This window comes from Aureimonas phyllosphaerae (assembly GCF_047943035.1).
Classification (GTDB): Bacteria; Pseudomonadota; Alphaproteobacteria; order Rhizobiales; family Rhizobiaceae; genus Aureimonas; species Aureimonas phyllosphaerae.
Map to the genome: position 1 here is coordinate 508,054 of NZ_CP181348.1, position 24,223 is coordinate 532,276.

General features: G+C 62.1%; 18 protein-coding genes and 6 pseudogenes. 10 read left to right on the forward strand and 14 right to left on the reverse strand.

The genetic code is table 11. From position 1 onward, the window contains the following. Nucleotides 1-31: 31 nt before the first annotated feature. Nucleotides 32-972, forward strand: a protein-coding gene (locus ACLNGM_RS02295; RefSeq protein ID WP_416357014.1) for an IS630 family transposase whose coding sequence is annotated in 2 segments (ribosomal slippage) — nt 32-365 and nt 365-972 — 942 coding nt in all. Because the reading frame shifts where the segments join, the coding sequence is not laid out codon by codon here. A gap of 1,181 nt (nt 973-2,153) precedes the next feature. Here the strand turns inward: ACLNGM_RS02295 and ACLNGM_RS02300 are convergent. Continuing rightward, nucleotides 2,154-2,606: pseudogene (locus tag ACLNGM_RS02300) on the reverse strand (integrase core domain-containing protein); the annotation flags it as partial. A 33-nt stretch (nt 2,607-2,639) separates the two neighbouring features. Then, a protein-coding gene (locus ACLNGM_RS02305) for an IS3 family transposase (RefSeq protein ID WP_416357015.1) occupies nt 2,640-3,808 on the reverse strand; the annotation gives its coding sequence in 2 pieces (ribosomal slippage) (nt 2,640-3,544 and nt 3,544-3,808; 1,170 coding nt in all). A 64-nt stretch (nt 3,809-3,872) separates the two neighbouring features. Between ACLNGM_RS02305 and ACLNGM_RS02310 the strand changes: the two are divergent. After that, nucleotides 3,873-4,415: pseudogene (locus tag ACLNGM_RS02310) on the forward strand (integrase core domain-containing protein); the annotation flags it as partial. Between the two features lie 13 nt (nt 4,416-4,428). Beyond that, nucleotides 4,429-5,067 (forward strand): annotated as a pseudogene (locus tag ACLNGM_RS02315) (IS5 family transposase); the annotation flags it as partial. A 54-nt stretch (nt 5,068-5,121) separates the two neighbouring features. Here ACLNGM_RS02315 and ACLNGM_RS02320 read toward each other — a convergent pair. The 3 genes from ACLNGM_RS02320 to ACLNGM_RS02330 form a co-directional block, all read right to left on the reverse strand. Beyond that, entirely contained in the window at nt 5,122-6,762 is a 1,641-nt protein-coding gene (locus ACLNGM_RS02320; RefSeq protein WP_416357016.1) for a pilus assembly protein TadG-related protein, read from the reverse strand. After that, nucleotides 6,762-7,199, reverse strand: a complete 438-nt coding sequence (locus ACLNGM_RS02325) for a TadE/TadG family type IV pilus assembly protein (protein WP_416357017.1) — start codon at nt 7,197-7,199, stop codon at nt 6,762-6,764. Before ACLNGM_RS02325 ends, ACLNGM_RS02320 begins: the two co-directional genes overlap by 1 nt. A 189-nt stretch (nt 7,200-7,388) precedes the next feature. Continuing rightward, on the reverse strand, nt 7,389-7,703 hold the full coding sequence (locus ACLNGM_RS02330; protein ID WP_416357018.1) for a helix-turn-helix domain-containing protein: 315 nt from the start codon (nt 7,701-7,703) through the stop codon (nt 7,389-7,391). Between the two features lie 230 nt (nt 7,704-7,933). Here ACLNGM_RS02330 and ACLNGM_RS02335 point away from each other — a divergent pair, with 230 nt between their 5' ends. Next, on the forward strand, nt 7,934-8,470 hold the full coding sequence (locus tag ACLNGM_RS02335; RefSeq protein ID WP_416357019.1) for a PAS domain-containing protein: 537 nt from the start codon (nt 7,934-7,936) through the stop codon (nt 8,468-8,470). 209 nt (nt 8,471-8,679) lie between these two features. Beyond that, on the forward strand, nt 8,680-8,946 hold the full coding sequence (locus tag ACLNGM_RS02340; RefSeq protein WP_416357020.1) for a hypothetical protein: 267 nt from the start codon (nt 8,680-8,682) through the stop codon (nt 8,944-8,946). 555 nt (nt 8,947-9,501) lie between these two features. Here the strand turns inward: ACLNGM_RS02340 and ACLNGM_RS02345 are convergent. The 3 genes from ACLNGM_RS02345 to ACLNGM_RS02355 form a co-directional block, all read right to left on the reverse strand. After that, nucleotides 9,502-10,917 carry an HD-GYP domain-containing protein gene (locus ACLNGM_RS02345; protein ID WP_416357021.1) on the reverse strand — a complete coding sequence of 472 codons (1,416 nt, stop codon included), beginning with the start codon at nt 10,915-10,917 and terminating at the stop codon, nt 9,502-9,504. Nucleotides 10,918-11,245: 328 nt separating this feature from the next. Then, nucleotides 11,246-12,130 (reverse strand): diguanylate cyclase domain-containing protein, encoded by an 885-nt coding sequence (locus tag ACLNGM_RS02350; RefSeq protein ID WP_416357022.1) that lies wholly within the window; start codon nt 12,128-12,130, stop codon nt 11,246-11,248. Nucleotides 12,131-12,347: 217 nt separating this feature from the next. Further along, complete coding sequence (locus ACLNGM_RS02355; protein ID WP_416357023.1) at nt 12,348-12,527, reverse strand: hypothetical protein; 180 nt, start codon at nt 12,525-12,527, stop codon at nt 12,348-12,350. A gap of 162 nt (nt 12,528-12,689) precedes the next feature. On the opposite strand from ACLNGM_RS02355, the gene ACLNGM_RS02360 reads away from it, so the two are divergent. Both ACLNGM_RS02360 and ACLNGM_RS02365 read left to right on the forward strand, forming a co-directional pair. Then, a complete protein-coding gene (locus tag ACLNGM_RS02360; protein WP_416357024.1) occupies nt 12,690-12,833 on the forward strand; it encodes a hypothetical protein in 144 nt (47 codons plus the stop codon). A gap of 110 nt (nt 12,834-12,943) precedes the next feature. After that, the gene (locus ACLNGM_RS02365) at nt 12,944-13,120 is read left to right on the forward strand and encodes a hypothetical protein (protein WP_416357025.1); all 177 of its coding nucleotides are present in this window, start codon (nt 12,944-12,946) and stop codon (nt 13,118-13,120) included. A 423-nt stretch (nt 13,121-13,543) separates the two neighbouring features. Here ACLNGM_RS02365 and ACLNGM_RS02370 read toward each other — a convergent pair whose 3' ends face one another. The 5 genes and pseudogenes from ACLNGM_RS02370 to ACLNGM_RS02390 form a co-directional block, all read right to left on the reverse strand. Beyond that, the gene (locus tag ACLNGM_RS02370; RefSeq protein ID WP_416357026.1) at nt 13,544-13,816 is read right to left on the reverse strand and encodes a hypothetical protein; all 273 of its coding nucleotides are present in this window, start codon (nt 13,814-13,816) and stop codon (nt 13,544-13,546) included. 103 nt (nt 13,817-13,919) lie between these two features. Next, nucleotides 13,920-15,475 (reverse strand): annotated as a pseudogene (locus tag ACLNGM_RS02375) (ISL3 family transposase). 384 nt (nt 15,476-15,859) lie between these two features. Further along, nucleotides 15,860-16,093: pseudogene (locus ACLNGM_RS02380) on the reverse strand (IS3 family transposase); the annotation flags it as partial. A 15-nt stretch (nt 16,094-16,108) separates the two neighbouring features. Continuing rightward, nucleotides 16,109-16,300 (reverse strand): transposase, encoded by a 192-nt coding sequence (locus ACLNGM_RS02385; protein ID WP_416358541.1) that lies wholly within the window; start codon nt 16,298-16,300, stop codon nt 16,109-16,111. A 496-nt stretch (nt 16,301-16,796) separates the two neighbouring features. Continuing rightward, on the reverse strand, nt 16,797-17,858 hold the full coding sequence (locus tag ACLNGM_RS02390; RefSeq protein WP_416357027.1) for a hypothetical protein: 1,062 nt from the start codon (nt 17,856-17,858) through the stop codon (nt 16,797-16,799). Nucleotides 17,859-17,947: 89 nt separating this feature from the next. Here ACLNGM_RS02390 and ACLNGM_RS02395 point away from each other — a divergent pair, with 89 nt between their 5' ends. The 3 genes and pseudogenes from ACLNGM_RS02395 (at nt 17,948) to ACLNGM_RS02405 (ending at nt 22,889) form a co-directional block, all read left to right on the forward strand. Then, nucleotides 17,948-20,287: a helix-turn-helix domain-containing protein gene (locus ACLNGM_RS02395; RefSeq protein WP_416357028.1), complete on the forward strand. Its 2,340-nt coding sequence runs from the start codon at nt 17,948-17,950 to the stop codon at nt 20,285-20,287. Nucleotides 20,288-20,491: 204 nt separating this feature from the next. Beyond that, a pseudogene (locus ACLNGM_RS02400) lies at nt 20,492-21,698 on the forward strand (IS3 family transposase); the annotation flags it as partial. A gap of 91 nt (nt 21,699-21,789) precedes the next feature. Next, nucleotides 21,790-22,889, forward strand: a protein-coding gene (locus ACLNGM_RS02405) for an IS3 family transposase (RefSeq protein WP_416356741.1) whose coding sequence is annotated in 2 segments (ribosomal slippage) — nt 21,790-22,051 and nt 22,051-22,889 — 1,101 coding nt in all. Because the reading frame shifts where the segments join, the coding sequence is not laid out codon by codon here. Nucleotides 22,890-23,014: 125 nt separating this feature from the next. On the opposite strand, the gene ACLNGM_RS02410 is transcribed toward ACLNGM_RS02405, so the two are convergent. Next, the gene (locus tag ACLNGM_RS02410; protein ID WP_416357029.1) at nt 23,015-23,944 is read right to left on the reverse strand and encodes a hypothetical protein; all 930 of its coding nucleotides are present in this window, start codon (nt 23,942-23,944) and stop codon (nt 23,015-23,017) included. Nucleotides 23,945-24,223: the final 279 nt, after the last annotated feature.

Here is a 24,223-nt window from a genome sequence, read left to right on the forward strand (position 1 = left end):
ATTCACGTTCTCCCTTGGGTGGAGGTGGACGATGGGACGGCCCTACAGCGACGATCTGCGTGAGCGTGTTCTGAAGGAAGCGGAGCGGTCATCGGCTCGGCGCGCTGCGGTCCGGTTCGCGATCAGCGCAGCGACGGCGGTACGATGGGCGGCTCGTGCCCGACTTGGAGAGCGTTTGGCTCATCCTTGGGGCGGACGGCGGGGTTCGCGCCTGGGCGCCCATGCCGAGTTCGTCGAGACGACGATCCAAGACCGCAAGGACATCACACTGAACGAGATGGTGGAGCGCCTGGCGGCCGAACGTGGCCTGCATGTGGGCCGTTCGGCGCTGAGCGCCTGGCTCCGCCGGCAGGGCTGGACGTTCAAAAAAAGACCGCACACGCACTGGAGCAGGACCGTCCGGACGTCCTGAGGCGTCGGCAGGCTTGGTTCGAGGGCCAGCTTGATCTCGACCCGGCCCGCCTGGTGTTCATCGATGAGACGGGGCTCTCGACAAAGATGACGAGGCTGCGCGGTCGGGCGCTTCGCGGCGAACGGTGCCGATCCGGCGTGCCCCATGGTCACTGGAAGACCACCACCTTCGTCGGCGCTCTGCGCCTCACCGGCATGTCGGCTCCGTTCGTCTGTGACGGCGCCATGAATGGCACGGTGTTCCTGGCCTATGTCGCGCAGGTGCTCGTGCCCATCCTCTCGCACGGTGATGTCGTCGTCTTGGACAATCTGCCGGCCCACAAGGCCGAAGGCGTTCGGACGGCCATCGAAGCGGCTGGGGCAAGCCTGCGCTTCCTGCCGCCCTACTCACCCGACTTCAACCCGATCGAGAACGCCTTCGCTAAGCTGAAGGCCCTGCTCCGTGCACGTGCTGAGCGCACCGTCGATGCCCTATGGCGAACCGTCGACGAGATCGTCCCGGTCTTCACACCAACGGAATGCGCCAACTGCTTCCAGGCCGCAGGGTACGAAGCAACGTGAACCGGATCTGCTCTAGAGGCATGGTGCCTGAAGCGGGCAAAGGCGTCCGGGTTCGAGAAGGCGAGGATTGCCGTGGCACGCAAGATGGCCGTGATTCTACACGCCATTTGGAAGACCAACACACCATTCCGTTGGAGCTAGGAAGCGGCGGCATAGTCACCACCATGCCGCTCCCTTGACTTCGACGGATGCGTCCCCGCCGGGACGTATGGCGCGGATCAGGCCATCTCTAAAGATGCGGTGCCATCAGCAACCGCGGGGACCACTTCGGTCGATTCAACCATCTGACGCCAACATGCGGCGGTCCACCGAGACCGACCGCGGAGAGAACCATGTACCCGGCGTGTGCGCAGACACCAATTAGCCAGCTTGACGGATGCGATCAGAGAACTTTTCAGGGGCAGGCCAGGCGGAGATCGATCAGCTCGAATGATCCGTTAACGATAAAGTCTTAGATTCCAATATCTATAAACGGGGCACCGAGCATGCGTCCAATCTTACTAATGGTGGTGATTGCGGTGCTATCAGTGTCCGCATGCGACTACCAGGATCGCGCGAAAATCGTACGTGGTTCGGATGGAGCTCGTATGCGCGTTGCTGCCAAGAATGCGAACGGCACCGTTGATTCCGTGAATCAAGAACAGAGCACATCAAGATTTGCGTCGGTTGAGCAGGCGTCCCTTAGGGTATCTCGTGCCGATCCGCTTCTTGTTAGAGGTGATACACTTCGCCGAGACCGTGTTGAACAAATGCTTACGCGAGATCTGCAACGACGCGTCGCGGGCGTGCAAAATGTATTCTCTGCGCCCGCACCACAACCGCGCCCAAACGACCTCGCGCTATCCACCAGCCTTCAGTCCGCCAATGCTTCGATGGATGCTGATTTGCTAGTGGGCCCTCGCATGCCCCGGTTTATGGAAGCGCGTCGATCAACCCTGCTGGTGATTGACGCCCCACCTATCATTGACATCGCTGATATTAGGCTCGCACTCAGAGGGCCACTCGATTGACCTTTAGGCTTCGCCTGTGGGAAACCGATCGTTAAGCGTACTGTGGTGATCTATGGCCTAGCAGTCGGGCGCGTTGCGTAGATCCGGCAAGAGAAAGGCGCCTAGCACTACTTTGGCAGATCATTGGTGATGAGCGGGTGGCCTGCCCCCGTTAGGTGGCCCGGTTCAAATCTAATGCATGGTTGGCTTGTCGGCGACGTTTGAGGTGGCCGGCGAAGCGGGTTGGGGTGGCGCAGCGGGCCACGGCACGACGGCAGGAGTGGGTGGACGGTAGCCCAGGCTCGAGTGTGGACGCCGGGTGTTGTAGTGCTTGCGCCAGCTTTCGATCACGATCCGGGCCTCGGCCAGGCTGTAGAAGATCTCGCCGTTCAGGAGTTCGTCCCGGAGCTTCGAGTTGAAGCTCTCGCAGTATCCATTCTCCCACGGACTGCCCGGCGCGATGAAGGCAGTCCTGGTGCCAACCGCCGCGATCCACTCGCGCACGGCCTTTGCGATGAACTCGGGACCGTTGTCGGAACGGATGTGTCCCGGCACGCCGCGCAGGATGAAGAGGTCGGACAGAACGTCGATGACGTCTGCGGACTTCAGCTTCCGGTCGATCCGGATGGCGAGGCACTCGCGGGTTGGCCTGCTCCCAACAGGTGGCCCGGTTCAAATCTAATGCATGGTGGGCTTGCCGACGACGTTTAAGATGGCCGGCGAAGCGGGTTGGGGTGGCGCAGCCGGCCACGGCACGACGGCTGGTGCCGGCGGGCGGTAACCCAGGCTCGAGTGCGGGCGTTTGGTATTGTAGTGCTGACGCCAACCTTCGATGACGATGCGCGCCTCCGCAAGGCTGTAGAAGATCTCGCCGTTCAAGAGTTCGTCCCGAAGCTTGGAGTTGAAGCTCTCGCAGTACCCGTTCTCCCAAGGGCTGCCCGGCTCGATGAATGCGGTCCTGGCGCCGACCGCCGTGATCCACTCGCGAACGGCTTTGGCGATGAACTCGGGACCGTTGTCGGAGCGAACGTGTCCCGGCACGCCGCGCAGGATGAAGAGATCCGACAACACGTCGATGACGTCGGTGGACTTCAGCTTACGGTCGATCCGGATACACAAGCACTCCCGGGTGAACTCATCAATGACGTTCAGCAGGCGGAACTTGCGACCGTTGTGGGTGCGGTCCTCCACGAAGTCATAGGACCACACGTGATTAGGATGCTTAGGTCGAAGCCGAACACACGAGCCATCGTTCAGCCAGAGCCGACCGCGCTTGGGCTGCCTGGCCGGTACCTTCAGACCTTCCTGGCGCCAGATGCGCTCGACGCGCTTTACGTTGACCACCCACCCGGCATCTCGCAGCAGGGCCGTGATCCGGCGATACCCGTAGCGCCCATACTGCGTCGCCAGCTCGATGATGTCGGCAGTTAGTGCCGCATCGTCGGCTCGCCCCTTGGGCGCCTTGCGCTGCGTCGATCGGTGCTGCCCCAGGACTCGGCACGCCAGCCGCTCCGACACACCGAACTTGCGCACAGTGTGGTCGATGCAGCGGCGACGCCGGGCGGGGCTCACCAGTTTCCCGAGGCGGCCTCTTTCAAGATCAGCTTCTCCAGCGTCAGGTCCGACACGGCCTTGCGCAGGCGCTCGTTCTCCTTCTCGAGGTCCTTCAAACGCTTCACCTGGTCGGACTTCAGCCCACCGAACTCCTTGCGCCACCGGTAGTAGGTGAACGGCGTCACGCTGATCGTACGGATCGCTTCCGCAACCGGGCGGCCTTGCGACAGCAACACGTCGACCTGCCTCAGCTTGGCGACGATCTCTTCCGGCTTGTGCTTCTTCTGTCCCATTCTCGTGTCCTCCAGCGGCTCAAAAGCCTACTTCACGGAGGGCCACTTTTCAGGGGGCAGGCCAACGGACGGTCGCCGCTTCCGGATCCTGGCGGTGGTCGACGACTGCACTCGTGAGTGTCTGGTGCTTGCTGCCGACACGTCGCTGTCGGGTCTGCGGGTTGCGCGTGAGCTCGACGCCATCGTGCGTCATCGCGGGCGCCCGACGACCATTGTCAGCGACAACGGCACAGAGTTCATCTCCAACGCGATCCTGACATGGGCGGACGAGACCTGTGTTGGCTGGCATTACATTGCGCCCGGCAAGCCGCAGCAGAACGGCTTCATCGAGAGCTTCAACGGACGGCTGCGCGACGAGCTTCTGAACGAGACGTTGTTCCGATCCCTGCCGCATGCCCGCGCTGTGCTGGAAGCCTGGCGGCGGGATTACAACGAGGAACGACCGCACTCCAGGCTCGGCTGGATGACGCCTCGGGACTTTGCCCGCACCATTACCAAAACCACCGGCCGAAACGCTGCGCTCAACAACAGCTCCGCGCTTCGGCCTCTTGCAACCGCCATCGACGATGGCTCAGATCACGACAGGACTCTCGTTCCCGCTGGATGAAAATTGGGGGTCACGTCACGGCTGCCCGTGGCGCATGCTGCCGGACCACTTTCCGCCGCGCAGCACGGTCTGGGACTGGTTCCGCCGGTTCCGTGACGAGCGCCTGTTCGAAGGTCTGGGCCATCGTCTGGTTCTGGCCGATAGGGAGCGATGCAGCCGCCCAGCCTCGCCCAGCGCGGCGGTCATGGACAGCCAGACCGCACGGACCTGCGAGAGCGGCGGGCCGCGCGGTTACGACGGTGCCAAGCGCATCGTCGGTCGCAAGCGCCACGCGCTGGTCGATACCGACGGCCGATTGCTGACGGTCGTCGTCGGCGCAGCGTCGGTTCAGGACCGTGACGGCGCCGGTCCGCTTGCCCGCGCCTCGCGTCACCGCTTCCCTTTCGTCGAGCGCATCTTCGCCGATCGAGGCTATCAGGGCGAAAGGGTTCGGCGAACCAGCCCGGTGCCGGTCGAGATCGTGCGACCAAGACCCGGCCAGATCGGCTTCGCTGTGCAGCCAAGGCGCTGGGTGGTCGAGAGAACCTTCGCCTGGCTAGGCCGCAATCGGCGGCTTTGGAAGGACACTGAGACGACAATCGCCTCCTCGACTGCTTTCCTTCACGCTGCAGCCGCAAACGTCCTCATTCGCCGCATCGCCTCGGCAGAATGAGTTTCCAGACGGACTCTTACGACCCGTCGTGTTCCGCACGCGGTCCGTTCGCGATCAACTTGCGATCTTCGGCTGATCGCAGACGACATCGTCGACCCTGACGTCGATCGCGCCGATCTTGACCCCGAGCGCCTCCAGCAGACCGTCGAGGATCGTGTCGAGTGGTCCGGACAGAGCCAGAAGCGCTGTCCGAACGATACTGGTGACGAGACTATCTCCCAACCCAAGGCCCAGCCCCAGCACCCGAACCTCGAGGCGCAAGGACCGAAAGAGATCGTCGACCAGCGCCGATACCATGCGCGTCGAACCGATCTGGCGGATCGTCCCGTTGCCGATCTCGCGCCCGGTGAAGGTCAAGGTCGTTGGATTGGCTGCGCGGACCGTTGCCAGCGCATGCGCCCGAACGGTGAGAAGCGGCAGACGTAGCAGATCCGCCATCCTGTTGTTGGGGGTAAGGCCTACGCTTTCGAGCTTGGAGGCGCTCTCTCCCAGTTCCAGCCGCACGGCGCCCGGCTGCACCACGACCGTCACGCTGCGCTTCAAAGGATCCGCATGGCAGACGGCCTTCGTCACACTGGCGGTCCCTGCGGCGACCGCCATCTCTAGGGGAACCTCGAGCTTGGTCGACAGAAGACCAAGGACGACCCCGGTCTCGACACGGACCCGACTTCGGACCTGCGACGTCTCCAGCGAGACGCCGGCATTCGTGACGGAGACAGACGGATGCTGCACCATCGGCTCGCCGACCAGAAGAGCGACGGACGCCGATGCAAGTCCCGGGATCGTCAGGTTCGTCGACAGCGCGCTTCCGGATCGGCGCGGCGTCAGTGCGGCCGAGAGCAGACCGGACACCGAGACGTCCGCCGACAGATAGCTCGACGGAGTACCGATCTTCAGGTCGCGAACATCCTTTGGCAGATCCAGAACGTCGCTGAGCCGGACGCGGGCATTGGCCGATGCCAGGTTGTAGCCGAGATGCGCGACGTCGGCAGCCGGTGCCGGCTTGCCCGCACTGCGCAGCGCTCCGCCGACGGCCTGCACCAGGACCTTGACCGTGATCTCGCGCTCCAGAAGCTCACCGATCGTCCCGGACGTCGCACCGACAGCGTCTGCGAGCGCGGCGACGAGATCCGAGGCTTGCAGGGTGGATCGTACGAGACCGTCATACCCCAGGATCGACAGATCGACCCGGCTGCCGAGAAGCGATTGCGTCAGCGCCGCCGGAATGCCGCCGGATACGGCCGTCAGCTTGGAGCCGATGGCGAACGAGACCGCCGGCCGCACCACAGCGGTCGCCGCGACGTGGAGCAGCGGCGCCTCGCTGAGATAGAGGGCGGATAAGAAGAGGCTCGTCGGCCGCTTCGCCCTCACATGGACCGCGCCGCCGCTGGCCCCCTCCTGGAAGATCGTCCTGCCGTCCGCTGCTTCGACGAGGCCGCCAAGAAGCACCTCGACGTCGGCCGATGGATCGCCATTGTCGATCACGATGCGGCGCGCCGTCTCGTCCTCACGCCCCGCGGCAGCCGCCGCAGACAGGGCCGCCAGATCTACGGTGTTCTGCATCCGCTGCCGGTCATAGAGGAAGTAGCCGTAGTCGGTCCCGAGGGCTGCGAACCCGATCACGATCGGCATGGTCAGGGCGGCCACCACACCGACTGCGCCAGAGGTCTCGCGAAGGAAGATGCGCCAGACCATCAGTGCTGAACCGCGATGACGGCACTGGCCGATTGCTGGGCGGGAAAGCGGAAGGCGGCCGAGACGATCGGAATGTCGGGGATATGCGAGACATCCATCGAGACCCTGACGACGAGGGATGAGGACGTCTCGTTGACGGCAAGGTCGATGCGCGATGGGTCGAGAAGCGCAAAGGATCCGGCGCTGTCCCGGATGAAGGTTCGTACGGCGCCCTCCCGGTCCTCAGCATTCCCGCTGGGCAGAGCTTGCCTGGCGGCCGATGCGGCGAGCTGGGACAGCGCGTGCTGAACGCCGATCGCGTGACCGATGCGCAGGGTCCCGAAGATGAGAAGGAGAAGAAGCGGCGCAAGGGCCGCAAACTCGATGGCGATCGACCCGGAACGCTCGCGCTGGATGAACTGGCGAAAGCCGGAGCGCGATCGGTGCTGCGTGGCCATGAGCCCCTCCTGCAACCTTTAAGGAGGTCATCACAACTCACGCGACAAACGTTGTCCATAAGGTTGTATGCACACGCGCAAGTTATAGATTATAAAGCTATAACGGTACGGTAGCGTCGCATTGGATAGCCGGTAGAATCGATGGCAATCAACCTGCAGCCACAGACCACGCCTGCACCATCCGTCTCTCTACGAAGACGAGCGCAGGCGATCCGACTTCGTGATGGCTTCAAGCAGGCGTAACAGCTTCTCCCGCACGTCGGGATCCTCGATCCGCAGGAGAGCGGCGGTCAGGTCGTCGTCCGCCCCCGTCATCGGAGGAGAAGCGAGCGTATCGCCTCGCTCTGCCGGCCCACAAAACGCAAAGAAGAACGAAAGCTCGACGCCCAGCGTCTCGGCTGCCTTGAAGAGGGTGCTGGCGCTGATGCGGTTGCGTCCGCTCTCGTATTTATGGACCTGCTGGTACGTCAACCCGAGTTCGTCCGCGAGTGCCGCAAGCGTCATCTGGCGTCGCAGCCGTGCCGCTCTCAGCCGCTCCCCGATGCTGTGATCAACCTCATCGATGGGAGGCATGGGTGAGCCCGATCTTCAAACGCGTGACGGTATCTGCGGGCAAGAGAATGCACCCGGCGGGTCTTCATGTCGCATCATATATCAGTGTCGTACGGTTTCGACATTCAATCCACGATTGAATATGATGCCGTCCACGTAGTGCAAGCTGGCAGGGAGGCGCAATGAAGAAACAAGCAGCGCCGCCCGCCACGACGTCCGACGCGTTTCTCGGCGTCTGGACCTGGAACGCCAAGACCGGGATCGTTGTCGCCTGCTCCGACGTGTGTCGCTATCTGAACATTCCGACCGAGGTTGGGATTCACGGCGTTCCGGCCGAACGCTTCTACGAGGCGATCCATCCCGACGATATGAGAGGGCTCATTCAGGCGGTGGAGAAGGCTCTGCATGGTGACGACCCCTTCCTGGCCGAGTACCGCATCGTCAGCGTGGAGCATGGCACGGTCCGCGTCCGCTCCAACGGTCGATGCTTCCGGGACAGCGCCGGACGGCCGACGCACATCTCAGGCTATCTCAGCCGCATTGATCTTGCTCCGGTCGCAGCACCCGATGACGAGGCGGTGCTCAACGACGTGATCGAGCACCTCAGCGCGGCGTTCGAGGCTGCAGCAGGCCTGTCGAAGCCCGTCCTGTCCAAGCTGATCTCGGCTGTGCTGCTGGAAGCCGGCACGCAGCTTGCGGCGTTTCTGCGCCGACATTGAGACGGTTTGGCACGCGCCAGGGGCCTCCAACCCATTGGGGAATGCCGCTCCTGTGATGCGGCAAATCCGCCAACCAGGCGTGTACGTGGCGGCAAGATAGGGCGCACCCATCAACTTCAAGTCGATCCTCTCAATCCGGACGTGTGGAGTTAAGCTTCACTTAAGGCGTGGTCGGGATGCTGGCCATGGGGAACCAAGGATGAACCCTCATGGACACGACATCGAACTCGCAAACGATCACCGACGTGTGCACAGCGACCGCCCGCATCGTCGGCATCGCGTCCCTCTCGATCCAACAGGTCGCGGAAAGCGGCGGCGACATCCCGCTGGAAGCTGCGGAGTTGTTCGAGCAACTGGCCAACGACCTTCTCGACCTGACGGCGATGATCTGCGCGCACAACCGGCTGGCTCGCAGTCGCAGCGCCGCAGAGAGCCCACCTTCAGCAACAGCCGTTCCTACGAAGGACGTCGCTTAACGGTTGTGCTACACATAACCAATTAGTGTGCAGCTTCAACCTGAGGGAGAAGCCGCATGACGAGTTACTACGTGATCGTCAGCCTGCTCGCCGGCGCCAATATCGCAGTCGCAGCGATCGTCATCTTCATCGCTCGGGACTACGAGGACCCGAACGATCCAGCCAAGTGGTGATGCCATGGAACGCGTCGGCGATGACGGAGGCGAGGCACTTGGTCCGTGCGGCCACCTCGTACGTGAAGCGGAACTACCTGCCGAGCGACTTGCCTGGCTAAGGGAAACAGCCAGCCCGTCGTCCGATCCTCGGGACGAGGTTGCCCCCTACCCCCTCTGGTTTTGTGTCCTCGTGCAGGTCCTCGGGTTCTTGGCGATCGCAGCGGCGATCTACGGGTTGTGCTAAGCCACCACGCAGTTCGTGGGCTGGATGGTCCGCTGACGACCCAACCCGGTCGACCGAACTGCGATGGGTCGCTCTCGAAAGCAGACACATCTCCATGCTGGCGTGCGGACGGCCAGCTACGCACGCCAGTCGTATCCGGATCAGCCACTCAACGGACTATGCCGCGAGTTCAGTGTCGCCCTGTGTCGCAAACCCAATGCGTGTGAGATCGCTTCCGATCGCCGTGATCGCTCGCTTCAGCGCTTCGAAGCAGAGCGTGTCGAAGGCTGCGCCGACATCGGCGTGCATGATCGACAGGGCCTTCTCGACGGACATGGCAGCACGGTACGGCCGATCGGCGGTCAGCGCGTCGAAGACGTCGGCGACCGAGACAATCCGGGTGTCGAGTTCGATTTGCGCTCCCGCAAGGCCCCGCGGATACCCCTTCCCGTCCAGTCGCTCATGATGCGCGCCGCCGATCCGCGCCATCTCCTGGAACACGGGAACGCGGGAGAGAACGCTTTCCGACAGCGATGCATGGGCACGCATCTCGCGCCATTCCTCGTCGTCGAGCTTGCCGTTCTTGTCGAGAATCGCGTTCGAGACGCCGAGCTTGCCGATGTCGTGCAGGAGGGCGGCGCGCCGCAGCCAGCGCCTCCGGTCGGGTGCGTATCCCAGCTCGGCAGCGATCATGTCGGCGTAGATCGACACGCGCTCGGAATGACCGGAAGTGAACGGGCTCTTGGAATCGATGATCTGCGCGAACGCTCGCGCGATGTCGTCGAGATACGCTTCATCGACGGCGATCAGACTGCGGCCGGGCTCCAGCGCGAACACAGCATCCGCAACGCCGTCGGATGCAAGCGTCGCCCAGACGTCCGGCTCGGCCGCGACGCGCTCGAAGCATGCCACCGCATGAGGATCGAACCAGGTGCCCGATCGGGCTCGCGCTTCGCTGATCGCCGCCTCCGGGCCGGCGGCCGTGTGAAAGACGTCGACGACCTGCGCGAGAAGCGCGATGCGGCTGTAGATCGGAATGGCCGGCCCCGCGAGGCGATCGGGCCGTCCTTCGCCGTTCCAGTGCTCGTCGAGCGCCTGGATCCCGTCGGAAACGGAGGGCGGGAAGCGCAGGCTGGCCGCGATCTCGGCGCCGCGGTGACACCGCGTCTGGATGAGATCGTCGACGATCGCCTCGCCGTTCTGGACGATGTTGAGAACGGCGCGCAGGCGATCGCCGAGCTTGGATCGCCGGCCCGTATGCGACAGGATGAAGCCGAGGACCTTCGGAAGGCTGTCGCCCAGCGTCTTGGAGTCTCGTTTGAAGGCGATATCGTCGGAGAGGTAGAGCTCGCAGATCCGCGCGGCATTGCTGGAGCAGCCGAGGTCCTTCAGCATGACGGTGTAGTACAGCTCCCAAAGCTGCATGTCGGGCAGACCCATCGCCCGGCCGATGCGCATGCCGATCCAGGTCGAGCGAATGCAGTGGCCAACCGGCTGGCCTTCCGTGAGATCGAGAGCGTAGCTCAAAGCGCCGAGCAGGTTGGCCAGCGAGATGACCCCATCCGCTTGCTCGTATTCGCGAACCTGCTGCATTGTTCAAAACTCTCGCCCAACTGCCGTTCACGGATCAGACCATCATGGCCTTGCCAGTTCGTTGTCTGTGTCCCGGCCATCCGGCGTACCCGTGAACAGACACCGAATGGCAGACATCAAAGCTGATGCAACTGCTCCTTTCCGCCGGCTTGTGAAAAGCCCATTGGTTGAGCCGAACCGTCGGCCGTGGTGATCCTAGCCTACCGGAACCGACAAGTTACTGGCGCAAAGTCTGGTGCGGATACGCCTCTCGGATGGAGATCCGTGCATCGTCAGTTCTACGGCGACAGAGTAGCCTCCGATGAATGATCGCAGCCGACTGCGACATCTAAACCGTTTGCGGTTCACAGGCTTGTACGTCAGCCCAACCGAAACGCTCCCGCTTGGCGCCATACATGGCAGCGTCGGCAGCCGATCGCAGATCGTCCCCGGTCATGCCCGGCTCCCAAAGCGCGGCACCGAGGCTGACCCCGATCGGAACGCGAACCTGCCCGAGATCGACCGGTTCAACGAACTGACGGCGGATCCGATCAAGGGCGACCGCGATAGCCCCCTCGGTTGCGGACGACAGGATCGCGGCGAACTCGTCGCCGCCGACTCGTGCAATGCGATCCTTCTCGCGCAGCCCTGACCGCAGCCGCTTTGCCGTATGCCGCAAAACTTCGTCGCCGACCCCATGCCCGTAGGTATCGTTGATCGACTTGAAACGATCGAGATCGGCGAGGATCAGCGTGAACGGAACACCGCTATCTACTGATTGCGCCATGGCCGCAGCAAGATCGAGCTCGAAACGGCGGCGGTTCGCAATACCCGTTACTGCATCGACGAAGACAGCGGACTGAAGCTCGATCTCAGCCCGCTTCCGGTCATTGATGTCGGCAGCCAGCCCAAGAAGCTGGACGATCTTGCCCGTCTCGTCGACGACCGGCGACAGGATCGTGCGCCACCAGCGAAGTCCCGAGGGTGTTTCCGCCAGTTCTTCGTACTCGTCCATGAACCCGGAGGCGAGGCAGCGGCGATAGTTGGCCTCCCAGGCCTCAGCCCCTTCGCAGGACATGAACTCGGCCGCCGTCTTGCCGATGAACATCTCCTTCGTCAGACCCGAGATCTGACACAGGATATCGTTGATGCCGTCGTAGCGCAGGATGCCGTCGTCGGTGATGGCCACCGAGAATGCCGGAACGGCGAGCGAATCCACGTTGATCTTCGACACCGAGCCCAGCCCCATTCCGCAACGTCAGACTGACGTGGAAGGGTGAATAACAACCTAATCTCATAGCCTCTACCAAGGGACGGATCCTTGGAACTCAACCCTCGCCAAGCCAATGAGCGGCCGTGGTTTGATGCAGGAGAGAGTCCGGTTGTTGATCAGCGACAGAAAGGTGACTGGACCGAAGATCGCAACCGTTGCAGGTTCCTTCGACATCTGATTACGTCAGGAACGTACAGTGATGCGACTGCCGGAAGTTACAACCGCCCGTGGTAAAGCCTTGGGCCTGCTCATCGACGACATTGGCATTGGGCGTCCAGGGATCAGTAGCCAGGATCTGGACGATGTTACGCTCGTCGCCTTCTTCGATCTCGTGCGTGCTGGCCTTGCTGCCGAACATCAGAACCCCGACGGCACGGTCCGTTTCCGAGCGACTGCAACAGTGTAAACGACGGGACCGCGCGCCTTAAGGTTGGGGCTGGGAATCTTAACCGTTGTTGAGACTAAAGTTTGAAGCCTACCGGCCGGCTTGGTATCGCCTGAGTCCACAAGGAGCAGAGCGATGGAAGCATTTGATGAGAAACCGGTCACGCCTTGGCCGCTTTGGCTTTGCATCGCTATTCAGGCTGCCCTTCTCCTTGCGATAGGAGCCGGCCTGCTTTTCGCATTGAAGCTTGCTGTCAGCGCAGCCTTCCAACTCGTTTGAGGTGCAGGTGACGGTAGGCCGAGGAGATGCGGGCGTCATAACGGTTCCTTAGCGGAACACATTGCATTTTACCGGAGTGAATTCGCACTAGCTCCGAGGGGGAGCCTGCAATGATCCTTAAATCCGCAATGCTGCGCGTGCCCGCATTTGCATTTGCATTTGTTGCAACCTGCTTCACCTACTTCGCGATCTCTCGCTTTCTAATCATTGCGCTTGAGGAGCCGTATCGAGATTTTGCGCTCAAGGTGTGGATGCTCTTCGGCGCCACTGCGGTTCTGTTCCTCTGAACCTTGAGCCACGGCGCGTATGATACCGGGAAACTCTCCCCAGCAAACGAACCATTGCGTGACGATGGTGGTGCGCCGCCTTATACGCGGCGCAGCGACAAGCATGTTGGGGAACCGGCTTGTTGTCAGGTCCGGGGGGAGCACCGTCGCCCGAGCCGCCTTGATCCTACTAACGGGGTGGCCATACAAGCCACGACCCGATCGCGACGACTAGAGTACCAATCGCGAAGCATAGTCGAAACTCAATTCGCTGCGCCAATGTGGGCGGGGCGAGTTCGGTAATGTCTCCCATCCGGCGGGCACTCCGTCTTGCAAGCCTCATCTGGTAATACGCCGACTGCATATCGGCCTCGCTAAGGTTAACCCTGAGTGGTGTTGCAGCAATCCCAAGTTTTTAGGATTGTCGCCTGCGGACCGAGCGCATCATCCCGCAACGCGCATGCCGTCGTCGAGCGGCGGCTCAGGTGGGAACGCTTTCTCGATGGCGAGGCATACAACCGTCAGCATGCGGAAAGCGTGGCGCCGATCCTCGAACGCCGGGTCAAAGATGACACGCTCCGGCAGGACGAACTTCTTGATGTGCGAACCGCCGCGCACCAGCACCGGATCAAGACGGTTCTCATCGTTCGCCGTCTCCTCGCGGAAACAGGCAGCCTGCAGTTTGTCCATGGGCAGGAACGGGCGAAGGTTGGCCATCAGACGGCTCCAACGTTGGTGAGTGTCATTCGGCGTGCAACTTTGACCCCGTAACGGGGGGTATCGGCCTGCAAATTTGGGTCTGACGCATTCTCGATGACGATCAGGGCGCTCCGATGAGGCGGGCCTCAAGGAGATCAAGGTTGGCGCGGCCGTACATCTGGCGTTTGACGAGATCCAGGCGGTTGACATGGCCCTCGGTCTGGCCGTTCAACCAAGGCTCGGTGACAGCAGCACGCACAGCCGCGAGATCCCTGGTGATGCCCCGGACGAAGGAGGTGATGAGGCTGAAGCCGGCGTCCTGGAGCCAAGGGTCGAGATCGGCATCGGCCTTGCGACGGACGATGGACTGGAAGCGGGCGACCAGGGTTCGCGCTCTGGCTACGGCTGGTGCGCCTTCCTCGATCGCGGCGACGGTGTGGGTCTCAGCCTTTATGAGGTGGTCGCGCATCAGCGTCATCAGACGGGCGATCGTCCGATCTAATGGCGGCCTGTGGGGTTGGGTGCTCGTCATGCGTTCCGACCGGCGCCGGCGCGTCGTCCACTCTCGGACGACGCGCTTTGAACCACTGAAGCCGAGCGCTCGTAGGCAACGCCAGAGTTCTGCGCTGTTACTCCAGCCTGCCTCCCATTGCGCGTCAAAGGACGGCAAATGCGGGTCGAGCGAGCCCTGTCGCGTACGGAACATATCCGTGCGCTGGCCTTCGTAAGATCAGGCGGACGAGTTTGCGGCTGCGGCCCGTTCGGCGAACGATCTCCTTGATCGAGGCACCGTTCGCCGCCAGCTCCGCGACGATGGCGTTCGTTTCCTCCCGGCGGAGGTAGCCTTCGTACTGGAGCCGCTCGGCACAGGTCAGCAGCTTGGGATCAACGACCGTCACGCCGAGAGCTGTTCGGATTGGCTTCATCGACTTGGCTACCGCCTAGAGGAAGGTGCTGCTGGCATTCTCCATCAGGTGCCAACGGTCGGCGACCTGGATCGCATCGGGCAGTGCCCGTGCCGCCGCTTCTCCGTAGCCGCCGCCTCGGTCGCGGGAGAGCACGCGAATGCCGGGGATGAGCGGCGAGCCATGCGGCGACAGTTGCGATCTCGCGGTCGGGCAGAAGCTTGACGATCCGGCGCCGCTCCAGATCGCAGACGTTCGTGCCGTAACGGTGGTTACGCCTGAACGCCCAGTCGTCGACGCCGACCACGGTCAGGGATTCGGTGCGCGGATGCGCTCGGCGCCGCGCGACGCGCGGCAGCGTATCGTTGCTGACCGGCAACACGAGCCGTGGGGCGAAGACGGCACCCGGCCTGCCGCCAAGCGCGAGGCCGAGATGATGGACAATTCCTTCCATGCGATCGGTACGACGGGCCCGTTCCGACACGCCTGTCCCGAAGCGCTCGGCAAAGATCCGTCGCCGACAACCCCGTTCGTCACACCGGAAGCGCCTCGTCACCAATCGAAGCTGAACGGCGCGACCGCCCAAGGGCAGGTCTGCGACGCGCCGGTGATAGCGGCTGTGAACCCGGTGCGAGAGACGATCGCAGGACGGGCAAGCTGCCGATGACGCTCGCGCCGAGGCGGTGACGATCAGGACGCCGTCCGCGAGCTCTTGATGATCGACGGCGAGTCCGGTTGGAACGACGGTTGAGAGCGAAAGGCGGCACGACATGGCAGCGATCCCCATCGGAAATCGCCACTCCCACCGCCAAACTGCACCGAAGATGAGTCAAACTCAGTTTTGTAGGCCGTTTGACAACGATGCCGCCGATCGCGATCTCGTCACCGCCTCGATCGACCACGATGTTCGTAACAACGGAGTCTTTGGCAAGTCGGGCCATGGCTCTTGTCTGCGCCTCGTCGAGTTCGACGAACAGCCGCGCTCCTTCGATGCGCGTGAAGGCCGCTGCCAGGACCAAGCGGTCCGGTGCGTACTGGCGGAACTCCGCCCGGACCTGATCGCCCGGCTGGAAGAAGCCTTCGGGGAAGTCGAAGGCTTAGGGCACATCGAAGCCGATCGCGATGGGATTGATCGTCGCGGCACCGGCCGTCGCTTACGCTTCGGCGTTTTGACGAAGGTCTCAGACATGCCGTTCGACTCCGGGCTGCGAACGGGCGTGGAGAACATCAGCAGGCTGAGGGCTCAGGCCATAGCGGCGGTGTCCCTGGCAATGTTGGCGCTGCCGTTGTCCGATAGCCATTCGACGGCATGCGGGACCTTGATGGTACCGAAGCGACGTTCGACAGTCGTCACTGTCAGATCGCGAACCGTCTCGCTGGAGATGCCGGCATTGGCAATGGCCGGTCAAGCGAAGAGCTGCGAGGGTGAGACGCCAGCCTGATGTGCCACGCAGGACACGCTCATGCCCGGCTGCATCGCCTCCTCGACGAGCCGGATCTTATCGGCGGTCGACCAGCGCCGCCGCCGTTGCACCAAGATAATGACTTCGAACCTTGAGATCGGGCCGTCAGACGCTTTCGACGTAGTCATACTCATAGGCGAATCCCTATGCCTTATCAGCCATGCCGCCTGTCCGGTCAAAATGGAATGCGCTCCACTTCCCGTCTTCAGGATATGGAGAATGCCCGAGATCACCCTCCAGTCATCAGCGCGCGCTCTTCAAGGCTGATTGTCCGGTAGGCGCGGCTCCAGCACAGCCCATGCCTCGCCCACGGCCAGAACAGATCGCACGTGATCGCCTCCATCCAAAGGACCCAGTGCCGGATGCAGTCTACCAATCTGGCGATATGTTGGTTGGGTTCTTTACCTCGGCGCACATGGACCTGAACTGTCCAAGCTGCCCCGATCCGGACTTCATACGGCAACCCCAGCCACAGGCGAGCCCCTGCAGGCTTCTGCCTTGCACGTTCGATCCGCTGGCTTAACGGCCGGGCCTTTGCTTACAACCCACCCTTGAGCAGGTCACTTTGCCATGCCATCGACAGTATAATACCCTCGTTCATGCTGTAGAATGAGAAGCGGGATTCCCTTTCTACTTCTGACGCTTACCAGCTTCATCCTGCTGCCTGCGCAGCTCAGCGCCCTGCCAGACCAGATCTTCGAGCGCGGTCTGCGGGCACGTGATGACGACGGCTCCCTGCCCCCGCCCCGGGTGCAGGACAGGTCCTCTCTTGCGACGCTTCGAGGTCCCCTTCCCGCTCGTCGCCTCGATACCCAGGCGGTCGTACGGCAGAGGTGGGATCGCGGCCAGCATCTCGTCGCGCGCTGCCTGGCTCGGCATCAGAATGACGACGCCTGGATAGATCGCACTGGCCGCGGCCGCCTTGAGATAGCGTGTCTTTGCCTGTCGCCGGTGCTGCTCGATCACCGGATGATCCGCGATCTCCATGATGCCGAGTACAGGACTGCCAGCGTCATCTTTTGCCTCCACATTTTCGACGCGTACGAGAAGCGCATTGAGATCCGCATCGTCGACGAATGGCCGCCCGATGAGCGATCGATATCGGCGCCAGTTCGCGACCTTTTGGGCATCGATCACAGCACGCGCCGTCAGGCCGCACATGGCGTCGTACCGATCGAGTTTGCGCACGATACTAAGCAAGTCCAGCGGAAACGGCGGAACGCCGAGGCGTCGCATGCCCTGTTCGAGTGCCTCGGCAGGCGTGGTTTCGAACTGAAAGCCGCCAGCCTGCTCGAGTGACGCAAGGACATCCTCTGCCCGCGGTGCCACTGCCACGGTGTTGCGTGACTCGTGTTCCGCTGCCACGAATCCGCGGACCGAGAGTTTGTGCAGCGCGGCGAGTTCCAGAGCCTCGTTGGCCGAGGTGGGATCCCGGCGCTGCCAACGGTCGTAGGCCCGTACGATATCAATGGGCAACGTCATCAGCAGCGATCCGCGCTTCGCGTCCTGCCTGAGGATATGATCGACAACCGTAACCGCCGCGAGAGCATTCCGCACAGTGGCGCGGGTCGTACCAAGCGTCGTCGCGACCTCCGTTTCCCGTCGAAGCCCCGATCCACGCGGGACACCGGACGCAAGCAACTCCTTCGCCGCGTGAGCCAGCTGCACCCAATTTTGAACGTTCGTCGTCATGGGCAAGGCGTAGCACGAAACCGCCTTCCACCAGCCAGCCTTGTTTTGTGGTTTTATTTGAACTACAATGGCTGCGAAGGAGAGTTTCGATGCCCAACCATCAGTCCATGACCTGCCCGCCTGCCGACATGCGCGAAGCGGACGACAGGGTTCGTGCTCATCTCACAGAATTGCGCCGACGCGGTCAGCAATTGCCCGCTCGCCCCGGCCACCCTGACAAGGTTCATTACGGCGCGATTGAAGAGGCGGCGGGGGTTTACAACGGCTATCTGGCGAAGCCCGCGGGACGGGCTGCCCGCTTAGAGGTCGACGCAGCGGTGCTGGAACTCGGACTGCAGGACGCTCGCGCCGAACTCGAGCGAGAAGTCGTGACCTTGGCTGCGGCGGGCGGGTTGCTGTGCGATGCTGTGCGGCGCCGTCAGGAGGAACGCAGCGAGTACAGTGGCCCGACACTCAAAAGGGCACGCGCCTTGATCAAGCTTCTCATCGAACGTGACGCAATGGGTGCCGGAGGCTCGGCCGCGGCGGCAGCGGTCGCGTTCCGGGAGGCGCTCGCAGCCGGTAAGATCAAGAATGGCGCAGACTTCGAAGACATTCTGGGCGAACTGGAAACGCTACTCGAAGCTCAGTCGGCAGGCCTCTGCCTGCCGTCGAGTTTTTGTGGCGCACTCGAAGTCGTCATGGCTGCCAAGGGAGTTTCCGCCGGGGAACTCGCGAAGCGGGTCGATTTGAAGGAGATGCAGATCGTACGCTGGCGCTCGGGGGAACGCGTGCCGGATGAACGCAGTGAGCCGAGGGTCCGTGAGATCGAGCGCGAGCTCGGCCTCGAACCGGAGGAGCTCGTGAAGCGGATCGAGCGCCGCCGTGCGGGGCGTGGACGGGTTGCCAAGGGTCGCTACCCCGTCGATCTCCAGACTCCCGAAAAGGCCGTGCGCCGCAGCGAGATCTCCCGTCGTCTGAAGCCGGAGGCTCTCTTCTGGGATACGGCGTCCCTGCACGCCTTGATACGAGACATCGACAAGACCATCGAGAACGAGACCCAAGAACGCTGCGCACGGAACGCACTGCGACAGGACAGTTATGCCCTGAAGGAATGGCCTGTGGAGGCAAACACGGAATTTACAGCGTTTACCGCTTTTAAAAGCGACTTGATCGTGCCGCTCGGAATGAAGCGTGCTCTCGCCAAGAATCGTTCTTCGACGATCGCCGTACGCCGGCAGCAACAGAGCCTGTTCTTCGGCTGGCTGGCCGAGCGGCGCACCAATGGCATCATTCCAGTCTCCGATCTGTCCATGACGCTCCTGATGGTCCCGTCGCTTCTGCACGAGTACATGCAGTGGAAGGCGCAGCGGAGCGTCGGAGAGGCGCGGGTAAGCGCAACAGATGTCGATCTGGTTACGCTCGCCGGAGCGCTCACCAACGCGGCGGACGGATTTCTGACCCAGAGACCCGATCTCGCGCCAAGGCTTACGGCTTTACTGCAGCAACATCATCTTTCCGTCCGCCGTCGCGACGGAACCCTCTGGACGATGGTCACCGCTGTCGACTGGCTCCGGTTCTGCGAGGATGCCTACCGGGAAATCAAGGCGGTGGAATCGACCCTGCGGCGAGTCCAGACGAAAAACAGGCGCTTTCAGGAACTGATGCCGGTTCTTGCAATGCCGGATCCGCTCATCGTCGTCTACCGGGCCATTGATGCCATGAGGATCGATCTGAACAAGCTCGAGCGTAGCACGACGGCCTACGCTCGGGCTCAGCGCGGGCTGATGATGATGCACATCTCGACGCAGGTCGCGCTGCGGGCGGAAACCTGGACTCAGGTAACGGCAAGCGGCGCTGAGCCAGACCTCCATTTCGAACAGGGGCGCTGGCAATTTAAGATCCCGGCGAGGAAAATCAAAACCGGAGACTTGGCGGAACGCTTCAAGAGTGATCCCTTCTATCGTCGAGAGCTCCTCGACGACAATGGTCTATACGACGACATTTCCGAGTATCTCGACCACTCCCGCCCGCTACTCCTTGGGGACAGCGATTGCGACCGCCTGATTGTCAACAACGAAGCGCGCCCCGTCTTCAGCAAGGCGTATCTGCAGAATGTCTTCAGGGCCATCGTGCGTCGAAACATCAGTCGTTATGCGGAAAACGAAAACGCTCAGCGGAATCTCGACGATTTCTCTTTTCATCCGCTTCGCCACATTTTGGCGACAGCAATTCTAAAACGTAGCGGCAGTTTTGAACTCGCCGGCGACGCTTTGGCAGACGATCCCGAAACCGTTCGTGAATACTATGGCTTTTGGCGCGCGAGTGATCGATCGAAAGACCTGCTTAAAGCACTTGGGCGCCGAGCAATGCTCACCAAGAGTTCACCGACCCAAAAGAGACGGAGATCGAAAGCTTATCGCAAAGCGCCGTTCGTTCGCCTCCGTTAGGTGGCCTGCTTCAAATCTAATGCATGCTGAGCTTGGTCCTGACCCGGACTTTGACCCGGCATGATATGATAGTTCTTGGGCTCTTCTGAGTTGATCCGCGAACTTGGCCGGGGTCAAGCTTCCTGATCCGCACCCGAAAAACTGGATCGTTCTGAACTGGAGTTTTCCGTGGTAGTATCCCTTGGCCGGAAGGAGCGGAGAACGATGAAGGCATCGAAGTTTTCGGACGCCCAGAAGGCGTTCATTTCGAAGCAGGGAGCCGATGGGATTCCGGTGGCCGAGATATGCCGGCGAGCTGGGATCAGCCAGGCGACCTACTTCAACTGGAAGAAGAAGCATGGCGGCCTGCTGCCGACGGAGATGAAGCGGCTGAAGCAGCTCGAGGACGAGAACGGGAAGCTTCGCAAGCTCGTCGCGGACCTGTCGTTGGACAAGGAGATGCTGCAGGACATCATCCACTAACAAACTGTGAGGCCTCGTCGCAAACGCGAGCTGGTGGCGAAGACGTGCAAGGAATGGGGTGTCTCGATCCGGCGGGCCTGCCGGGTCCTGGAGTTCGACACCTCGACCTATCACTACAAGTCCCGTCGCCCCGATCAGGCCGGTTTGGCGGCTCGTATCAAGGACATCTGCATGGTGCGGGTCCGCTACGGATTTCCCCTGGCCGACAGGCGACTGCTTGCAATCGCTGAGAGGCGTCGCGTTCACGTGCTGCTCCGGCGCGAGGGCTGGGCCGGCAACATCAAGCGAACCTATCGGATCTACCGGGACCTCGCCCTTCAACTGCGGAACACTGAGGCGGGTTAGCCATCGATCCAGTGAATCGATGGCCCGCCGAAGGCCGAAGCGTCGAGTGAAGGCCAAACCCCGGGATGATCGGCAAACAGCCATCGGCCCGAACGACATGTGGCCTATGGACTTCGTCCACGATCAACGCGCGACAGGCAGAAAGATCCAGGTTCTCAGCGACAAACGCTTTGCGTTTGCGCAGAGATCGTCGACACGTTATCCCGCTACGTGCCCGCACTCGATCCTCGGTTCAGTTATCGAGCCGAGGACGTCGTGCGGACGCTTGAGCAGATCTCCCCATCATCGGCTATCCCAAGACCATCCGCGTTGATCAGGGCATCGAGTTCGTATCCCGCGATCTCGACCTGTGGGCCTACACAAAGGGGGTGACGCTGGACTTCTCCCGACAGGGCAAGCCCACCGTCAACGCCTACATCGAAGCCTTCAACGGACGCTTCCGAGCGGAATGCCTCAACCAGTACTGCGTCCCAGCGCTTGCCGACGCGGCGGAAAAGTTGGAGGGTTGGCGCAGATACTACAACGAGGAGCGCCCGCCTGGGGCGAGATCGGGAACAAGGTCCCGATCTCGTTCATCAATCACGACGGCGCCAACGGCCCGCCGTCGTGTTGGAGTGACGTGCCTCCTGAAAAACGGACCGTTTTGAGCTGGAATTTTCCACTTATGATCCCGTGAGCGGGACGAGGAGAATTCCATGAAGAAGTCGAAGTTCACCGAGGCGCAGGTCGCGTTCGTCCTGAAGCAGGCTGACGAGGGAACGGCGATTGCGGAGGTCTGCCGGAAGGCCGGGATCTCGGAGGCGACGTTCTACAACTGGCGCAAGCGGTACGGCGGGATGATGCCGTCCGAGGTGAGGAAGCTGCGCCAGATCGAGGAGGAGAACGCCAAGCTGAAGCGGCTCGTCGCGGACCTGTCTCTGGACAAGGCCATGCTGCAGGCTGTGCTTTCAAAAAAGCTCTGAGGCCTGCTCGCCGACGCCAGTTGGTGGACGAGGTTCGAGCGTCCTGGAAGGTGTCGATCAGACGGGCCTGCTCGGCCCTGAAGGTCGGGCGCTCGCTCTACACCTACAAGTCCCGGCGCGGCGATCAGGCCGATCTGAAGACCCGAATCCAAGAGATCACGCGGACGCGGGTGCGATATGGGTACCGTCGTGTCCACGTGCTGCTACGACGGGAAGGATGGGCCGTGAACCCGAAGCGGATCTACCGTCTTTACAAGGAGATGGACCTGCAGCTTCGGAACAAGGTGCCGAAGCGGCGCGTGAAGGCCAAGCTGCGGGACGACCGGACGGTGGCGACCCATGTGAACCAGACATGGGCGATGGACTTCGTTCACGACCAGCTCGCAACGGGCCGCAAGCTGCGCATCCTGACGGTCGTCGACACCTTCTCGCGGTTCTCACCGGCGATCGATCCGCGCTTCAGCTACCGTGGCGAGGATGTGGTCCGGGCGCTGGAGCGCATCTGTGGCGAGGTTGGCTACCCCAAGGCCATCCGGGTCGACCAGGGATCGGAGTTCATCTCGCGAGACCTCGATCTCTGGGCGTATCAGAAAGACGTCGTTCTCGACTTCTCGCGGCCCGGCAAGCCGACCGACAACGCGTTCATCGAAAGCTTCAACGGGAAGTTCCGAGCTGAGTGCCTGAACACCCACTGGTTCATGAGCCTTGACGACGCGAAGGCCAAGATGGAGGCTTGGCGTAGAGACTACAACGAAGTCCGCCCTCACAGCTCGATCGGCCACAAGACCCCGATCGAGATGATGAAACGCTCGGAAGGCAGCCCGCCCGCCTGAGCAATCACCCCCGGAAATACTCCAGCCGGGCGGTCCAAAAACAGGGGGCACGTCAGGAGCCCGGAAACTCCAGCTTCCGGCGGTCCAACGATCGGGAGCGGATCAGCCTTCACGCAGCACGATAACTAAGAAACGATTGCGCGGATCGCATCCACCACCGGCCGGGGCGAAAGATCGGCATTGAACAGGCCGAAATTGTTTTGTTCGCTGTCGCCCGGCCAGCTGAGCAGCTCGTAGAGACTGACCGTGGCGACCGTGGGCTCCGCTAGAATAGATCGGAGGTCGGCTGAGAGGAGTTCGGCCTGTTGATCGAGGGAAACTGGCGGCGCGACCGGGTTCGAGGCGTCGCCCCCAGTGGTGCGGCCCCATTCGGTAATCATGCCTTGCTTGTGCCCGCTTTCAGCTAGTAAGGCGCGCCAGCCTGGCAGCCAAGCATCCACCGGCGTCGTTGGTTTGGGATAAATGTGCGAGTTGGCGTAGGCGACGAGATCGCTTTGCTCGGCCTGCATCCAGTCGTTGAAGGAGACGCGCGGGATCTCCTTCAATTCCTCGGTCTGCGACAAAATCTGCGTGATATCGCGGCAAAAGGCCATGAGGGCGGGCGCATCGCCTTCGCGGGCTCCGAGACGGACATCCTTCATGGATTTGTAGGAAACCGGATTGAGATCCGGCTCGTTCGGAAATTCGATGGCGAAGATCGAACCGGGATGCAGCCGGACAAAGGCGACCATGTCGTCAACGAGAACGGTGGGGTCCTTGATCGGGAGCGTGAAGCAGAACCGCACGCCCTCGTTCGCCAATCCCTCGTAGCTCTGCCATCCCGGCGTTCCGGAGAACGGCGCCCGGCAGCGCATCCTGCGCAGGCCCCCGAGCGCATCAAGGGCCGGCATAATGTTGCGGACCTTATAGGGCGAGCCCGTATCCTGCGGGCGCCCCTGCACCATCACGCGGTCGAGCAGGGACGGTATCGCGTTCGCCGGGCGCACGAAGGGCACCACCGCCGCGGCGGCCAGAAATTGACGTCTCGTGAATGCAGCACCAGAACGATCGCTCACGGCTCGAACTCCCTGTTCGTCGGATTAGCGAGGGATACGTGAAATTGCGTCGATACGGCGACCCCGCATCGAAATAAGGGGGTTCACGCTTACATGCAACGAGGTCGCCTCAAGAAGCAGTCGACCCCTCGTCTCTCGCTGGCAGGTGCCGCGCAGGCAAGGACCTGCTAAGAGCGTTTGACTAGACCTCTAGGTGGAGGGCTGACGAGGGATTTGTCACTGAAGCGAGGAGCCGAACGGAAGCCATGCAACGCATAGGCGAGCATCGGCAACGACGCA

Coding starts and splice junctions, on each gene's coding strand:
- ACLNGM_RS02340 (WP_416357020.1), top strand. CDS start 8,680: ATGGACACGACATCGAACTCGCAAACGATCACCGACGTGTGCACAGCG.
- ACLNGM_RS02395 (WP_416357028.1), top strand. CDS start 17,948: ATGCCCAACCATCAGTCCATGACCTGCCCGCCTGCCGACATGCGCGAA.
- ACLNGM_RS02325 (WP_416357017.1), bottom strand. CDS start 7,199: ATGGCCACGCAGCACCGATCGCGCTCCGGCTTTCGCCAGTTCATCCAG.
- ACLNGM_RS02360 (WP_416357024.1), top strand. CDS start 12,690: ATGGAAGCATTTGATGAGAAACCGGTCACGCCTTGGCCGCTTTGGCTT.
- ACLNGM_RS02330 (WP_416357018.1), bottom strand. CDS start 7,703: ATGACGCTTGCGGCACTCGCGGACGAACTCGGGTTGACGTACCAGCAG.
- ACLNGM_RS02385 (WP_416358541.1), bottom strand. CDS start 16,300: ATGAGTATGACTACGTCGAAAGCGTCTGACGGCCCGATCTCAAGGTTC.
- ACLNGM_RS02355 (WP_416357023.1), bottom strand. CDS start 12,527: ATGTTCGGCAGCAAGGCCAGCACGCACGAGATCGAAGAAGGCGACGAG.
- ACLNGM_RS02365 (WP_416357025.1), top strand. CDS start 12,944: ATGATCCTTAAATCCGCAATGCTGCGCGTGCCCGCATTTGCATTTGCA.
- ACLNGM_RS02370 (WP_416357026.1), bottom strand. CDS start 13,816: ATGGCCAACCTTCGCCCGTTCCTGCCCATGGACAAACTGCAGGCTGCC.
- ACLNGM_RS02335 (WP_416357019.1), top strand. CDS start 7,934: ATGAAGAAACAAGCAGCGCCGCCCGCCACGACGTCCGACGCGTTTCTC.
- ACLNGM_RS02320 (WP_416357016.1), bottom strand. CDS start 6,762: ATGGTCTGGCGCATCTTCCTTCGCGAGACCTCTGGCGCAGTCGGTGTG.
- ACLNGM_RS02345 (WP_416357021.1), bottom strand. CDS start 10,917: ATGCAGCAGGTTCGCGAATACGAGCAAGCGGATGGGGTCATCTCGCTG.
- ACLNGM_RS02390 (WP_416357027.1), bottom strand. CDS start 17,858: ATGACGACGAACGTTCAAAATTGGGTGCAGCTGGCTCACGCGGCGAAG.